The organism is Alcanivorax sp. (assembly GCF_002726155.1).
Taxonomy (GTDB): domain Bacteria; phylum Pseudomonadota; class Gammaproteobacteria; order Pseudomonadales; family Alcanivoracaceae; genus Alcanivorax.
The window spans coordinates 26,530-41,577 of the sequence record NZ_PBSH01000005.1; the positions used below are offsets into that span (position 1 = coordinate 26,530).

The following is a 15,048-nucleotide window of genomic DNA, read 5'->3' on the forward strand; positions in this document are numbered from 1 at the left end:
GAAAAAATCTGCGCGGGGCGCAGATTTTTCAGGCATCGAGAAACCGGACCGGTTATTTGGGGCGTACCGTGTAGGCCGCCAGTTTGCCGTCGTAACTCAACACATAAAGGGTGCCTTCATAGCTGACCGGGGTGCCCGCAAAGCCGTCACCGTCGTGCTTCTTACGGGCCACCAAGGTGCCGTCATCCGCATCCATCCAGTGCAGGTAACCTTCAAAATCACCCACCACCATCAGGTCGCCCTGCACAGCAGTGCCGGTCAGTCGACGGCCGTACAGCTTGTCCTGCTGCCAGAGCACGCTACCGGTGCGCTGGTCCACAGACCGCACCACACCCACATCATCAGCCACAAACAAGCGACCACCGCTGGCGCTGATCACCTGGGCACTGGACATTTCCTTGCCCCAGTACTGGCGACCATTAATCTGGTCCGCCACGCCCAGCTTGCCCTGGAAAGCCACGGCGAAAACCCCGCCACCTTCCACGATCATGTTGCCATCCACATCGGTAAGACGATCCAGCTCGGAGCGACCGGTGGGTTCGGCAATGCGCTGCTCCCAGGCCGGCACGCCAGTCTCAGCATCCAGGGCCGCCAGTTTGGCATTGGCAAAACCGGCATACACACGCCCATCCGCAATGGCAGGCTGGGCCAGGCCACGCAGGGTCAGGGTGGGTACCGGGGTTTCATAATCCCACACCTGATCGCCCGTGCTGGCATCCAGTGCCGTCACATGGCCATCCTGAGTCTGGAATACGGCGATGGTGCCGTTGCTGTTGGGAATCGCCAGCGCTTCACCGGAAAGCTGGGTACGCCACAGCTCTTCGCCACTTTCCATGGACAGGGCCACGGCCATCCCTTCACGGGTGCCGTAGAGCACCATGCCATAGCCGGCGTAAAAACCACCGCCGATACGGTCTTCGGTTTTCACCCGCCACTGGCGTTTGCCCTTGTCACGGCTGATGGCATACACCTCACCGAACACATCACCGGCAAATACCTGTTGCTGGGTAACGGCCGGGCGCAGGGTCAGCTGGCTGTCTTCCACCCCATCGCCAACACCTTCTTTCCAGAGCCGTTTTACCTTGTAGCTGGCATCAAAATCCGGCAGGTCATTGGGCTCAATGGCATTTGGGTTGGAGCTACAACCGGCCAGCAGCATGCTGGCCAGTACGAGGGGGAGAAGGAAATATTTCATTTAGCTCTTCAGGTCATCCAGTTTCATCTGCACACGGTCTTTTTCACCGTTATCCTGCAGGGTTTCCAACGCCTGGGTATACGCCTCTGTGGCGGCCTGCTGGTCGTCACGGGCTTTTGCCAGGTCGCCACGCAGCTCCAGAGCCATGCCGTTAAAGGCAGCCGGGAAGCTGTGATCCAGCTCAGCGGCGGCTTTATCGTAGGCCTGCTGCTGCAGCAACACACGCACCAAGCGCAGGCGAGCTGTGTAAGTCAGCGCATCGGTGGCGCCGTCGTCAGCCACATCTTGCAGCAGGGAAGCGGCTTTATCGTACTCGCCCGCCTGTACCGCCAGGCGTGCCTGGGCCAAGGTGGCATAGCCCGCATAGGCACTGCCGGGGAAATCGTCTTTCAGGGCTTGCGCCTGTTTGTTGACGGCGGCTTCATCCACTTGCTGCGCGGTCAGCGCTTCCACCATCACCTGATACTGCTTGGACGCTTCAGAGGACTGCTCGCCTTGGTGGCCCTGCCACTCACGCCAGCCAATCAGGGCTGCCACGGCCAGTACCACGGTAATAATCGCGGCGGTGCCGTTCTTCTGCCACCACTCTTTAAGCAGCTCCGCCTGTTCGTCTTCATCGCGCATGTAATCTGCCACCCTGCTCTCCTTTCTTATTAATTGTCCGCCAGGAGCGCTACCAGCTCACTGGCAACCTGATCCCGGGATACTTGCTGCTGCTCGGCCTGGCCGCGCAGGGGTTTGACCATAACACTGTTACTGGCCAGTTCATCCTCGCCGATAATCAAGGCCACCGCGGCACCGCTGCGATCGGCTTTTTTCATCTGGCTTTTGAAGCTGCCACCACCGCAGTGCAACTGGATTGCACGGCCGGGCAAGGCATCGCGAAGCTGTTCGGACAATGCCATGGTGGACGCCAATACATCCCCCATGGCCATCACATAGACGTCCACTGGCGCCGACAGTTCCGGTTTTTCCTGCTCAATAAGCAAAATCAGCCGCTCGACCCCCATAGCAAAGCCCACTGCCGGGGTTGGTTTACCGCCCAGCTGCTCCACCAGACCGTCGTAGCGACCGCCGGCACAGACGGTGCCCTGAGCGCCGAGGGCATCGGTGACCCACTCGAAAACGGTCTTGCCGTAATAATCCAGCCCACGCACCAGATACGGGTTCACTTTATAAGCAATGCCACTGGCATCGAGCAAGGCTTTCAGCCCTTCAAAATGGGCGACAGCCTCGTCATTCAGGTAATCGGCCAGCTGTGGCGCGTCCTTGAGCACCTCGCGGGTACCCGGGTCCTTGCTGTCCAACACGCGTAACGGACTGCGCTCCAGACGTTTCTGGGAGTCCCCATCCAGTGCGTCAAAGTGTGTTTTCAGATAATCCACCAACGCATCGCGATAGCGCGCCCGGTCCGCACTGTCACCCAGGGAGTTCAACTCCAGTGTGACCTTGTCGGCCAGGCCCAAGGCTTTCCACAGACGTGCCGTGAGCAGGATAACTTCAGCATCAATATCCGGGCCGGTCATGCCGAAGGTTTCCACCCCAATCTGGTGGAACTGGCGATAGCGGCCTGCCTGGGGGCGCTCATGACGGAACATGGGCCCGGTGTACCACAACCGCTGGGTCTGGTTGTACAACAGACCATGCTGCTCGCAAGCACGAACGCAGCTGGCAGTGCCTTCCGGACGCAGGGTCAAGCTGTCACCGTTGCGGTCGTCGAAGGTGTACATTTCTTTTTCGACGATATCGGTCACTTCACCGATGCTGCGCTTGAACAAATCGGTCTGTTCCACGATCGGCATGCGGATTTCCTGGTAGCCGTAGCTGGCCAGTACGGCCCCCACTTTTGCTTCCAGCCACTGCCACAGCCCCGTCTGCTCCGGCAGGATATCGTTCATCCCGCGGATGGAGGTGATTTTCTTGCTCACGAAAATTCCTTAAAAACCCAGAACGCTGGACACCTAACGCCGGACGCTAAACCACGCCCGACCAAGATCCCTCGCCGTCTATTCACTACGGGCAATAATGCCCCTCTCTTCGTCTTCGCGCTGCTTCTTGACCTTGGCGCGCACCATTCGCTCAAGCTCGTCGACCAGATCGTCAGCGGTAATGTGATGGCTTTTTTCACCGTCGCGGTAGGCCAGATTATTGGGCGTGCCGCCGGTCAGGCCCACATCCACTTCGCGGGCCTCGCCTGGGCCATTTACCAGGCAGCCAATCACGGCCAGGTCCACAGATTCGTTGATGTCTTCCAGCCTCGCTTCCAGTTCATTCACCGTCTTGATCACATCAAAGTTCTGACGCGAGCAGCTGGGGCAGGCAATGATGTTCACGCCTTTCTTGCGTAGGTTCAGGCTTTTCAGAATATCAAAACCGACTCGAACTTCTTCCACCGGATCTGCGGCCAGAGATACACGAATGGTGTCGCCAATACCTTCCATCAACAGCGAGCCCAATGCCACCGCGGATTTGACCGTGCCGGAACGGAACGTGCCTGCTTCGGTAACCCCCAGATGCAGCGGCTGTTCCAGTTGAGAAGACAGCTTGCGATAGGCCTGTAGCGTCATGAACACATTGGAGGCCTTGACGCTGACCTTGAAATTCTGGAAATCGTAACGGTCGAGAATGTCTGCATGGCGCAAGGCCGATTCCACCAGCGCATCAGAGGTGGGCTCGCCATATTTGCGTTGTAGCTCTTTTTCCAGCGAACCGGCGTTAACACCGATACGAATGGGCAACCCCTTGTCCTTGGCACACTGAATCACCGCCTTGATACGGTCTTCACGGCCAATATTGCCGGGGTTGATACGCAGACAATCGACGCCCTGCTCGGCCACCGCCAAGGCAATCTTGTAGTCGTAATGGATGTCCGCCACCAGCGGCACGTCCACCTGCTTGCGGATCTTGCCAAAGGCTTCGGCGGCATCCATGGACGGCACCGACACCCGCACGATATCCACACCGGCATCCTGTAAACGGCGGATCTGGCCAACGGTGGCGTCTACATCACAGGTTTCGGTATTGGTCATGCTTTGTACGGGGATCGGGGCATCGCCACCGACAGGGACATTGCCCACCATGACTTGGCGGGTTTTACGACGTTGGATTTTAACTTCCGGTTCCATGGTGTTTTCTACCCTCGCGAATCAGGGAGCGGAGATTCGCACAACTTTACCGGGGGAATCCGTCGGTAAGGTGACAGCAGTGCCGTTAACCAGCAACTCGTCTACCGCACCGGCGTTACCGAGAGTCAGGCTGAACGGCGCTTCGCCATCCAGCATCAGGGATGCGCCACCGGATTGCTCGCCCTGGCGCAGGGTGCGCCCGGTGGCATCCGTAACCTTGATCCAGCAATTGCTGGTAAAACTGAGCAGCAGGCGGTCCAGACCGTTGGCTGCAAGCATGGACGAACCGTCATCAGCCTGCTCGGCCTGGCTGCCCTCAGCCTGGGTATCGCTGGCGGCGCTGGCATCAGCCTCATCGTCCTGCATACCGTCGCCAGTGATCCCTTCGCCGTCAAGCTCCGCGCCACCCGGGGCGCTCTCGGAGCCCATGCCATCGAACCCGCCAACAGTGTCTTCAGCAGGCTGGCCACCGGCACTGTCATTCATGTTCTCCGGCTCAGCGCCTTGCTCTGTCGCCGGTGTTTTTTCCGGCAGCGCAGGCAATTCGCCACTGGTAGGCCAGAACGCCCACAGCAGCGCAACCAGTGCCGCCAGCGCCAGTGCGATCAGCACCGGTTTGCGCCAGACCGAAGGTGGCGGCGCAATGGACGGCAACTGCAGCGGCTTATCCAGCACATCGTCGTTGACCATCTGCTGAAACGTATTGGCAATTTCATCCGCCGGCAGCCCGAGAAGACGCGCGTAGTTACGCAGGTAACCTTTCACGAAGGTCGCCTCCGGCAAGCGCTCATAATCGTCCGCATCCAGGCTTTGCACATAGGTCAGCGACAAGTGCAAACGCTGGGCCGCCTGTGCCTGGGTCATGCCTTGGGCTTCACGGGCTTTGCGACAACGTTCGCCGGGTAAGACCACCATGTCATCGCTCATTGCTGCGCTCCTTTTTCTTGCTCAGCTTTCCATTCCTGCCACTGACGGTACTCGCCAGAACGGCGGTACAAATTATCCAGCGCCAGCTCATAGCTGGATTGCTGGTTGCGGTAGCCCAATGAATTGGACAGTTGAATTCCCAGCCACAGGGCCCGGGCACTCTGACGACCGGTACGCTGCACATATTGCTGGTAATAATCCCAGGCAAGACGGCCACGGTCTTCATCAAAATACAGTTGCGCCAGTTCCAGGCTAGGCTGAACTGAACGCGGGTTCAGACGCAGCGCTTTCACATAAGCACTACGTGCATCCTCATCGTTACCCAGCTTCTGATAACAACGCCCCATGTTTTCCCAGGCGCTGCCGCGACCTTCATAGGACGGGTCATTGGCGGCTCTTTTGAAATGCTTGAGTGCTTCCTGATACTCGCCACGGGCGTAAAGCAAGGTACCGTAGTTGTTCAATGCCGGGGAGTAATGGCGATCCGCATCCAGCGCCTTGCGGTAGTGATATTCTTCCTTGGTGGGGTCCTGCTCATACTTGTAAAGCAGCGCCATGGCATTGTGTGCAACGGCACTGTCATCATCCAGGCTCAGCGCGCGGGAAAAATGGCGACGCGCTTCCGACGGACTGCCTTGCTGCAGGTACTGCAAACCGGCAGCCACGCGGCTGTTCACCGCTTCATCTACTTTTACCTTGGGCCCATCGTCCACCGTCACACACCCGGCGGCAAAAAATCCTGCAAGAAGCAGGATAGAAATAACCTGAAAAAAACGTCTCATTAGGTCTGCGCTGTGTTGTTATCGGTTTGTTCGGCGCGGTGAAAAATGGATTCCTTCCAGCGCTCGCTGCGCCGGGTGCGATCCTTCACCTGCCCCACTAGCTGACCACAAGCGGCATCAATATCATCGCCGCGCGTTGTCCTGACCGTGGTCATCACTCCATTGTCATTCAGGTACTTGTGGAACTCCAAAATATCGTTCTTGCGTGACCGCTCATAACCGGCGTGCGGAAACGGGTTAAACGGTATCAGGTTCACCTTCACAGGAATGCCGTTAAGCAGTTTAACCAGTTGGCGGGCATGTTCTGGTTTGTCGTTCACATCCCGCAACATCACATATTCCATGGTGATGGTGTTATGGCGGTGGGTAATATTCTTGCTGTAACTCTTGCACGCCGCCATCAGGTCTTTGAGCGGATACTTGCGATTGAGCGGCACCAGTTGATTGCGCAGTTCATCGTTGGGTGCGTGCAAGCTCACCGCCAGCGACACATCCAGATCCTCGCTGAGCTGATTCATTTTCGGAATCACCCCGGACGTGGACACGGTGATGCGCTTTTTACCAATGCCGTAACCCAGATCATCTTTCATGATCCGCATGGCCGTAAGCACCTTGTCGTAATTGAGCAGGGGCTCGCCCATGCCCATCATCACCACATTGGTAATCGGGTGCTGACCCAGGTTACGGCGCGGGCCGAAAGCGCGGCTGGCCTGCCACACCTGACCAATAATCTCGGCGCTGCTCATGTCGCGCTGAAAACCCTGCTTGCCGGTGGAACAGAAGCTGCAATCCACTGCACAGCCCACCTGGGACGACACACACAGGGTGCCGCGACGACCATCGGGAATAAATACGGTTTCCACGGCACCGCCGTTATCCATTTCAAACACCCATTTACGGGTGCCATCGCGGCTAATGCTCTCGTGGGTCACCTTCGGGCCGCGGATTTCCGCCACCTCGGATAATTTCTGGCGCAATGCCTTACCCACATCGGTCATTTGCTCGAAAGAATCCGCCTGGTGGTGGTGGATCCATTTGAGCACCTGCTGGGCACGGAATTTTTTCTCCCCCATGGTCAGGAAGAACTCTTCCATTTGCGGGCGAGAAAGGCCGAGCAGATTTACCTTCTGTTGGGCAGTCATAGCATTCTCCAATAGGAAACCGGGTTTCCTTTAAACGCCAGCCACGGCCCGGGGCCGTGGCTGGTATTGCACGCAAGCTGAAATTAGCTGGCGCGCGGGCACAGTTCTTCGTCAGAGAAGAAGTAGGCCAGTTCGCGTGCGGCAGATTCAGTGGAGTCAGAACCATGGACCGCGTTTGCGTCGATTGTTTCCGCAAAATCTGCACGAATAGTGCCGGCTTCCGCTTCTTTCGGGTTGGTAGCCCCCATCAGGTCACGGTTTTTGGCAACCGCATCTTCACCTTCCAGCACCTGTACAACGACAGGACCGCTGGTCATGAAACCGACCAGATCCTTGAAGAAAGGACGCTCTTTGTGCTCAGCGTAGAAGCCGCCCGCCTTTTCGTCGCTCAGGTGTACCATTTTCATGGCAACCACGCTCAGGCCAGCCTTCTCGAAACGGGTAACGATTTCGCCGATCACGTTCTTGGCCACGGCATCAGGCTTGATGATAGAGAGTGTGCGCTCAACAGCCATCAGTCAGTTCACTCCAGATTTGCGTTAAATGGTCCTCGGGAACAGCAAAGGCTGTCCGGGGCAATGACAGGGGTGATCGCTGGCCGGTCAAAGCCGCCAGTTTCACCACCCCTTGGAACCGGCGGATTATACGCAAGCGGGGCGAATTATGATACCGTTGCCGCCCCGTCGGAGACGCCCAGGTCCTGCTGTTGCCGGGGGCGTCCATTTTCTTCCTCGCCCCCTATTCGACAGCGCCCTGTAATGGCGTATAATACCCGACTAAATTACTCTGGTATTTCCAACACCACCTGAACCGCAGGCCCTGATCTATGAGCCAAGCCGAACTGGACAAACTGATTCGCTCCAACTACGAGGCCGGTTTCACCACCACGGTGGACGCCGAGACCCTGCCCCCCGGGCTGAGCGAGGATGTCATCCGTTTTCTGTCCGCCAAGAAAGGCGAACCGGAATGGATGCTGGAGTGGCGCCTGGACAGCTATCACAAGTGGCTCGAGATGAGCTCTCCAGACTGGGCCCACCTGCACCACCCGCCCATTGACGTCAATGAGGTGTCCTTCTATTCCAAGCCCAAGAGCCTGGACGACGCCCCGAAAAGCCTGGACGAGGTGGACCCGGAGCTGCTTGCCACTTATGAAAAGCTGGGCATACCGCTGCACGAACAGGAAATGCTGGCCGGTGTTGCTGTGGATGTGGTGTTCGACTCCACCTCCGTCTTTACCACCTTCAAAGAGAAACTGTGGGAAGCCGGGGTGATCTTCTGCTCTATTTCTGAGGCGATCCAGAACCACCCTGAGCTGATCAAGAAATACATGGGCTCCGTAGTCCCCAAGGGCGACAACTTCTACGCCGCCCTCAACAGCGCCGTGTTTTCTGATGGCTCCTTCGTGTACATCCCCAAGGGCGTGCGCTGCCCCATGGAGCTGTCCACCTACTTCCGCATCAACGAAGCCAACACCGGCCAGTTCGAACGCACCCTGATCATCGCCGATGAAGGCAGCTACGTGAGCTACCTGGAAGGCTGCACCGCACCCCAGCGCGACGAAAACCAGCTGCACGCGGCGGTGGTCGAGCTGGTGGCCCTGCCCGGTGCAGAGATTAAGTACTCCACCGTGCAGAACTGGTACCCCGGCGACGAAAACGGCAAAGGCGGCATCTACAACTTCGTGACCAAGCGCGGCGTGGCCCACGACAACAGCAAGATCAGCTGGACCCAGGTGGAAACCGGCTCCGCCATCACCTGGAAGTACCCGTCAGTGATCCTGCGCGGCGACAACAGCATTGGCGAGTTCTATTCCGTGGCGCTGACCCGCCACATGCAGCAGGCGGACACCGGCACCAAGATGATCCATCTGGGCAAGAACACCAAGAGCACCATTATTTCCAAGGGCATTTCCGCCGGGCGCAGCAGCAACACCTATCGCGGCCTGGTGCGGATCAGCCCACGGGCAGAAAACGCCCGCAACTTTACCCAGTGCGACTCCCTGCTGCTGGGCGACACCTGCGGCGCACATACTTTCCCGTACATCGAGTCGAAAAACCCCTCTGCCACCATTGAGCACGAGGCCACTACCTCCAAGGTGAGTGACGACCAGATGTTCCTCTGCCGTCAGCGCGGCATCGACCCGGAAAAGGCCGTCTCCATGATCGTGAACGGCTTCTGTAAAGAGGTATTCAAGGAACTGCCCATGGAATTTGCCGTAGAAGCGGGCAAGTTGCTGGAAGTCAGCCTGGAAGGGGCGGTGGGCTAACCCCCGCTCCATCGAAAAACACCCTGAATTAACTCGGGCTGGATTCCCGGCCCAACCGAAAGGCGCATCGACATATGCTGGAAATTCGTGATCTTCACGCCACCGTGGCGGACAAGCCGATCCTCAAAGGCCTGAACCTGACCGTTAACCCGGGCGAGGTACACGCCATCATGGGCCCCAATGGCTCCGGCAAATCCACCTTGGCCAACGTGCTGGCGGGTCGTGACAATTACGCAATCACTGGCGGCGAAGCCCTTTTCGAAGGCAGCAGCCTGGCGGACCTGGAACCGGAAGAACGCGCCCAGGCCGGCCTGTTCCTGGCCTTCCAGTACCCGGTGGAAATCCCCGGCGTGTCCAACATGGAGTTTCTCAAAGCGGCACTGGAATCCGTGCGCGGCGCCCAGGGCAAGGAAGAGTGGGACTCGGTCACCCTGCTCCGTCAGGCTCGCGCGGCCTGCAAGCAGGTCAACCTGGATGCCAGCTTCCTCAAGCGCGGCGTCAACGAAGGCTTCTCTGGCGGCGAGAAAAAACGCAATGAAATCATGCAGATGCTGCTAATGGAGCCGAAGTTGGCGCTGCTCGATGAAACCGATTCCGGCCTCGACATCGACGCCCTGCAAACCGTGGCCAAAGGCGTCAACTCCCTGCGCAGCCCGGAACGCGGCATTGTACTGGTGACCCACTATCAGCGCCTGCTGGACTACATCGTGCCGGACTTCGTGCACGTGCTGTCCAACGGCCAGATCATCAAATCCGGCGGCAAGGAACTGGCCCACGAGCTGGAAGAGAAAGGCTACGGCTGGTTGACCGGAGAAGAGGAGTCCGCATGAGTCTCTCCGCTTCTGCGCTCGCGCAGGAACTGAAAACCCAGGCGCTGGCCAACGCACAGACTAACGGCAGTGCGGGCGATGCCCTGGCCGCCCTGGAAGCCGCCAATTTTCCGGAGCGCAAAACCGAGCAGTGGAAGTACACCTCGCTGCAAGCGCTGGCCGATGGCCATCTCAATGCCACCGCCGACGGCGAACTGACTCAGTCACTGCCCGCGCTGTCTGACTATGTGGTAACCATCAACAACGGCCAATTGGTCAGCCATAACCTGCCCGACGGCGTCAGCCTGTCCCACGATGGCCCGGCCATCAACGGTCTGCAGACCCCGTTTGCGTTCTACAACAGCGCCGTTGCCAGCCAGCCCGTGGTGCTGACCGTGGCTGCCAACACCCGCATCGAGCAGCCCATCCATGTGCAGATCCAGTCTGCCAGCGATGCCCCGGCGCACTGCAATCCGCGCCTGGTGGTGGTATTGAATCAGGGTGCCGAAGCCGCCGTGATTGAGCATTACCACGCGGAAGGCCAGGCCCTGACCAACGCGGTCACCGCGCTGATCACCGCCGACAATGCCCAGCTGACCCACTACCGCCTGCAGGGCGAACAAGCCAGCAGCCTGCATATCGGCACCCTGATCATCGACCAGCAAGGCGTCAGCAAAGTCGACAGCTACCAGCTGATGACCGGCAACCGCCTGCGCCGCAACGACGTACGTGCCCTGGTCAGCAAAAGCGGCGCAGAACTGAACATGAAAGGCATCTTCGTGGTGCGCGACAAGAGCCACGTGGACAACCAGTTGTGCGTGGAGCACTCGGTTCCCAATTGTGAATCGGACCAGAACTTCAAAGGCCTGGCCGGCGAAAGTGGCAAAGCGGTGTTCAATGGCCGCATCCACATTCACCCCGGTGCCAGCGGCACTAATGCCGAGCTGTCCAACAAAAACCTGCTGCTCAATCCCGGCGCTGAAATCAACACCAAGCCGGAGCTGGAAATCTACAACGACGATGTGAAATGTGCCCACGGCACCACCGTCGGCCAGCTCGATGCCATGCAGCAGTTCTACCTGCAATCGCGCGGCATTCCCGCAGCCGAAGCCAAGCGCATGCTCAGCCTGGGGTTTGTGAACGAACTGCTGATGACCCTGCCCCACGAAAAAGTCGCCGAGTGGGCCACCCCCTGGCTGGAAGCCGAGCTGGCGCATACCACGCCAGCGGGAGACCGTGCCGCGTGATGGACATTCAGGCCCTGCGCGCACAATTTCCGATTCTGGATCAACAGGTCAACGGCAAGCCGCTGGTCTACCTGGATAACGGCGCCACTACTCAGAAGCCAGTGGCGGTGCTCGAAGCACTGGATAACTACTACCGCACGCTGAATTCCAACGTGCACCGCGGCGCTCACTTCTTGAGTGATGAAGCCACCGGCCAGTTTGAAGGCGCCCGAGAAACCGTGGCGACCTTCCTCAACGCCAGTCGCGAAGAAATTTTGTGGACCAAGGGCACCACCGAGTCCATCAACATGGTGGCCCAGTGCATCGCCCGCGAACGCCTGCAACCCGGTGACGAAGTACTGATTGGCACCAGCGAACACCACGCCAACATCGTCCCCTGGCAGCAGGCCTGCGCCGCCACCGGCGCCACACTGAAAGTGATCCCGCTGCGTGACGACTGCAGCCTGGATCAGGACGCCTTCGTCCAGCTACTCAGTGAGAAAACCAAAATCTTCGCCATTGGCCATGCCAGCAATGCGCTGGGCACGCTGAACCCGGTGAAAGAGATGGTTGCCCGGGCGAAAGCCGCCGGCGCCATCACCTTGATCGACGGCGCCCAGGCCGTGGCCCACTTCCCGGTGGACGTGCAGGATCTCGACGTGGATTTCTACGCTTTCTCCGGCCACAAGCTGTTTGGCCCCACTGGCATCGGCGTACTCTATGGTCGCCGCGCCTTGCTGGAAGCCATGCCGCCCTATCAGACCGGCGGCGAAATGATTGAAACGGTGACCTTCGAAAAGAGCAGCTGGAACCAGCTGCCTTACAAATTCGAAGCGGGCACACCGAACATTGCCGGCGCCATCGGCCTGGCCGCCGCCATTGAGTGGCTAAACCAGCACGATCGCCCCGTCCTGGCGGCCCATGAAGACACCTTGCTGGCCCACGCCACCGAGCGCGCACAGGCCTGCGAAGGCTTGAAAATCATCGGCACCGCCACCAGTAAAGTCAGTGTACTGTCCTTTCTGCTGGACGGCGGCCACCCGGCGGATGTGGGCATGTTGCTGGACAAACAAGGCATCGCCGTGCGCACCGGCCACCACTGCACCATGCCGCTGATGGACACCCTGGGCATTCCCGGTACTGTCAGGGCCTCATTCTCGATTTATAATACGCTGGAAGAGGTGGATCGCCTGTTCGAAGGTCTGGAGAAGGTCAAAACCTTTCTCTGATCCCGGCACACACCTCACCGTAGGAGCGTCGTTTGAGACGCGAACGCTGCTCGCGACAGGCCGTGCCAGGTACGGTTCGCGTCTCGAGCGACGCTCCTAAAGCAATATCAGCCATGCTTCATGCAAGGTAGGTAACACATGACCGTTCAGACATTCCAACCCGGCCAGGTCACCCTTAACCTGACCGAGGCTGCCAACCAACAGGCCCTGCGTGAAATCCAGCGGGCCAATGCCGCCGGCATCCGTCTGGATCTGGACGAATCCGGCTGCTCCGGGTTCATGTACACGCTGGACTTCGTGGAAAAAGCCAAAGACGGCGACAAGCTGTTCGAGATCGACGGCGTGAACCTCTACGTGCCGGAAAAATGGCTGCCCATGCTCAACGGCCTGGTGATCGACTACGTCACCGAAGGCGTCAACAGTCTGTTCAAATTCCGCAACCCCAACGCCACCGGCGAATGTGGCTGCGGTGAAAGCTTTACGGTAGACGACGTCTAACCACCAGCCCGGGAAAACAATGGCAGACCAACGCACGGTAGTGGTTCAGCGCGACGTTCCGGCCCGCAAGGTGCCGGACGGCACCCGCATCACCATTCCCAAGAACAGCTTCGTCAACCTGCGCCAGGCGCTTGGCGGCACATACACCGTCACCATCAACGGCAACATGGCGCGCATCGACGGCACTGACGCCGATGCCATCGGCCAGGAGCCTCTGGAGCTGGATTTTGCGCCAGCCAATGACGACGGCAGCGTGCGCGATGAAGACCTGAACACTGCCCTGGAAACCATCTTCGATCCGGAAATTCCGGTAAGCATCATGGCCCTGGGACTCGTCTACGGCTGCGATGTAATCCAGCGAGACGGGCAGAATGTGGTGCAGGTGCGCATGACCCTCACCGCGCCCAACTGCGGCATGGGCCCGGTACTGGTGGGCGACGTGGAAGACCGGCTCGGCAAAGTGCCCAACGTGGACAAGGTGGAAGTGGCCCTGGTGTTCGACCCACCCTGGAGCCGCGAAATGATCAGCGAAGAAGCCCAGCTTGAGCTGGGGATGTTCTGATAAGAGACGCTGCACGCTTCACGCAATATGCAACACGCAAGACCCGGCAACCCTGCAGGCAGAAATAACGGAGCTCAACGACGTGCAATTTGATATTCGCAGCATCAAGCTTGGCAAGGACGTGACCGCCGAGGACATTGCCGAGGATCTGGAGTTTCTGGATGACTGGGAAGAGCGTTATCGCTATATCATCGACCTGGGCAAACAGCTGCCCGAGCTGCCGGACGATTTGAAAACAGAAGACCGGTTTGTACGCGGCTGCCAGAGTCAGGTGTGGCTGGAAACCGAATATGACCGCGATGCGGACACCCTGTTCCTGGCAGTGGATTCCGACGCGCTGATCGTGAAGGGGCTGGCAGCCATCGTGCTGTCGGCGCTCAATCAGCAATCCCCCCAGGGCGTTCATGACTACGACATGGACGGCTTCTTCGACCGTATTGACCTGCTCGGCCACCTGAGCCCCACCCGTGGCAACGGCCTGCGCGCCATGGTCGCAAAAATCAAACAACAGGCCGCTCAACTGGCCGCCTGAACTGCAGCCCCTTCTCCGTAGGAGCGGCGCTCGAGCCGCGAATCTGCTTGCAACAGCCTTTGCGGGTGCGGTTCGCGCCTCGAGAGGCGCTCCTACAAAAACCTACCCCACGTCCTGGTTCGCCAGACACTGCGGCTGCAGCTGAAACAGAAACCGGCATTCGCCCTGCTGCACACCCTCGCCTGAAACCACATCCTCTGCGGCCAGCAGCTGTGCCGTTTCCTGAAAATGCTCAGCCAGCCCTTTTACCGCGCCCAAAATCATCGGCGCCATATTACGGTGTGAAAGGTAGTGAATTTCCAGCGTGCCTTCACCGCACTGGCGCACCTGAATATTCGGCGCACTGGCGGCCGGGTCCTTGAGTTTCAGCACCCGCTCATGGATGGTCTGCATATTCAGCAACAGCGCCTGAGTGCCCCAATCCGCCGGAATCATGGCCTGGTACATGCGCACCAGCGGACCAATCACCCACTCGCCAAAATCCGCCAGCAGGTCGTCCCGACGCAAGCCAGTAGCGTTTACCGCCGCCTCCAACAACGCCTCCATTTCCGCATCCGGGTACAGGGCCACCGGCAGGTAGGTTTTTCCGTCGAGCCCGGCACCGGCAATCACATCGCCCCAGGCATCCGCACCAAGAAATTCATCCAGATAGGTTTTGAAGTTGGAAACGATGACACCGTGCATGGCACGCCCTCGCGATCAGTGCGGAGAATCCTCACTGAGAACAAAGCAAAAGCCATACCGGAAAACGGGCC

Annotated in this window: 16 protein-coding genes; 7 read left to right on the forward strand and 9 right to left on the reverse strand. The window is 59.0% G+C overall.

Features of this window, described 5'->3' with window-relative positions; genetic code table 11:
- Positions 1-52: 52 nt before the first annotated feature.
- From bamB to ndk, 8 genes are all read right to left on the reverse strand, one after another.
- Positions 53-1,195 carry an outer membrane protein assembly factor BamB gene (bamB, locus tag CL546_RS01445; RefSeq protein WP_290492542.1) on the reverse strand — a complete coding sequence of 381 codons (1,143 nt, stop codon included), beginning with the start codon at positions 1,193-1,195 and terminating at the stop codon, positions 53-55.
- Complete coding sequence (locus CL546_RS01450; RefSeq protein ID WP_290492543.1) at positions 1,196-1,831, reverse strand: YfgM family protein; 636 nt, start codon at positions 1,829-1,831, stop codon at positions 1,196-1,198.
- A gap of 17 nt (positions 1,832-1,848) precedes the next feature.
- A complete protein-coding gene (gene hisS, locus CL546_RS01455) occupies positions 1,849-3,123 on the reverse strand; it encodes a histidine--tRNA ligase (RefSeq protein WP_290492545.1) in 1,275 nt (424 codons plus the stop codon).
- 78 nt (positions 3,124-3,201) lie between these two features.
- A complete protein-coding gene (gene ispG / locus CL546_RS01460; protein ID WP_290492547.1) occupies positions 3,202-4,320 on the reverse strand; it encodes a flavodoxin-dependent (E)-4-hydroxy-3-methylbut-2-enyl-diphosphate synthase in 1,119 nt (372 codons plus the stop codon).
- 21 nt (positions 4,321-4,341) lie between these two features.
- Positions 4,342-5,247, reverse strand: coding sequence for a RodZ domain-containing protein (locus CL546_RS01465; protein WP_290492549.1), 906 nt, complete (start codon positions 5,245-5,247; stop codon positions 4,342-4,344).
- Complete coding sequence (gene pilW, locus CL546_RS01470) at positions 5,244-6,029, reverse strand: type IV pilus biogenesis/stability protein PilW (RefSeq protein WP_290492551.1); 786 nt, start codon at positions 6,027-6,029, stop codon at positions 5,244-5,246. The genes CL546_RS01465 and pilW overlap by 4 nt, the downstream gene beginning before the upstream one ends.
- On the reverse strand, positions 6,029-7,171 hold the full coding sequence (rlmN, locus tag CL546_RS01475; RefSeq protein WP_290492552.1) for a dual-specificity RNA methyltransferase RlmN: 1,143 nt from the start codon (positions 7,169-7,171) through the stop codon (positions 6,029-6,031). The genes pilW and rlmN overlap by 1 nt, the downstream gene beginning before the upstream one ends.
- Before the next feature lie 83 nt (positions 7,172-7,254).
- Entirely contained in the window at positions 7,255-7,686 is a 432-nt protein-coding gene (gene ndk / locus CL546_RS01480) for a nucleoside-diphosphate kinase (protein ID WP_007148916.1), read from the reverse strand.
- A 311-nt stretch (positions 7,687-7,997) separates the two neighbouring features.
- Between ndk and sufB the strand changes: the two genes are divergently transcribed.
- The 7 genes from sufB (at position 7,998) to CL546_RS01515 (ending at position 14,293) form a co-directional block, all read left to right on the forward strand.
- The gene (gene sufB / locus CL546_RS01485; RefSeq protein ID WP_290492556.1) at positions 7,998-9,437 is read left to right on the forward strand and encodes a Fe-S cluster assembly protein SufB; all 1,440 of its coding nucleotides are present in this window, start codon (positions 7,998-8,000) and stop codon (positions 9,435-9,437) included.
- A 74-nt stretch (positions 9,438-9,511) separates the two neighbouring features.
- Positions 9,512-10,267: a Fe-S cluster assembly ATPase SufC gene (gene sufC, locus CL546_RS01490; protein ID WP_290492558.1), complete on the forward strand. Its 756-nt coding sequence runs from the start codon at positions 9,512-9,514 to the stop codon at positions 10,265-10,267.
- Positions 10,264-11,493: a Fe-S cluster assembly protein SufD gene (gene sufD, locus CL546_RS01495; protein WP_290492559.1), complete on the forward strand. Its 1,230-nt coding sequence runs from the start codon at positions 10,264-10,266 to the stop codon at positions 11,491-11,493. The genes sufC and sufD overlap by 4 nt, the downstream gene beginning before the upstream one ends.
- Entirely contained in the window at positions 11,493-12,701 is a 1,209-nt protein-coding gene (locus CL546_RS01500) for an aminotransferase class V-fold PLP-dependent enzyme (protein ID WP_290492729.1), read from the forward strand. The genes sufD and CL546_RS01500 overlap by 1 nt, the downstream gene beginning before the upstream one ends.
- Positions 12,702-12,839: 138 nt before the next feature.
- A complete protein-coding gene (locus tag CL546_RS01505) occupies positions 12,840-13,199 on the forward strand; it encodes a HesB/IscA family protein (RefSeq protein ID WP_290492561.1) in 360 nt (119 codons plus the stop codon).
- 19 nt (positions 13,200-13,218) lie between these two features.
- Complete coding sequence (sufT, locus tag CL546_RS01510; RefSeq protein WP_290492562.1) at positions 13,219-13,761, forward strand: putative Fe-S cluster assembly protein SufT; 543 nt, start codon at positions 13,219-13,221, stop codon at positions 13,759-13,761.
- Positions 13,762-13,843: 82 nt separating this feature from the next.
- Positions 13,844-14,293, forward strand: a complete 450-nt coding sequence (locus CL546_RS01515) for a SufE family protein (RefSeq protein ID WP_290492563.1) — start codon at positions 13,844-13,846, stop codon at positions 14,291-14,293.
- 102 nt (positions 14,294-14,395) lie between these two features.
- Here the strand turns inward: CL546_RS01515 and CL546_RS01520 are convergent, their stop codons facing one another.
- Positions 14,396-14,977, reverse strand: a complete 582-nt coding sequence (locus CL546_RS01520; protein ID WP_290492565.1) for a heme NO-binding domain-containing protein — start codon at positions 14,975-14,977, stop codon at positions 14,396-14,398.
- Between the last annotated feature and the right edge of the window lie 71 nt (positions 14,978-15,048).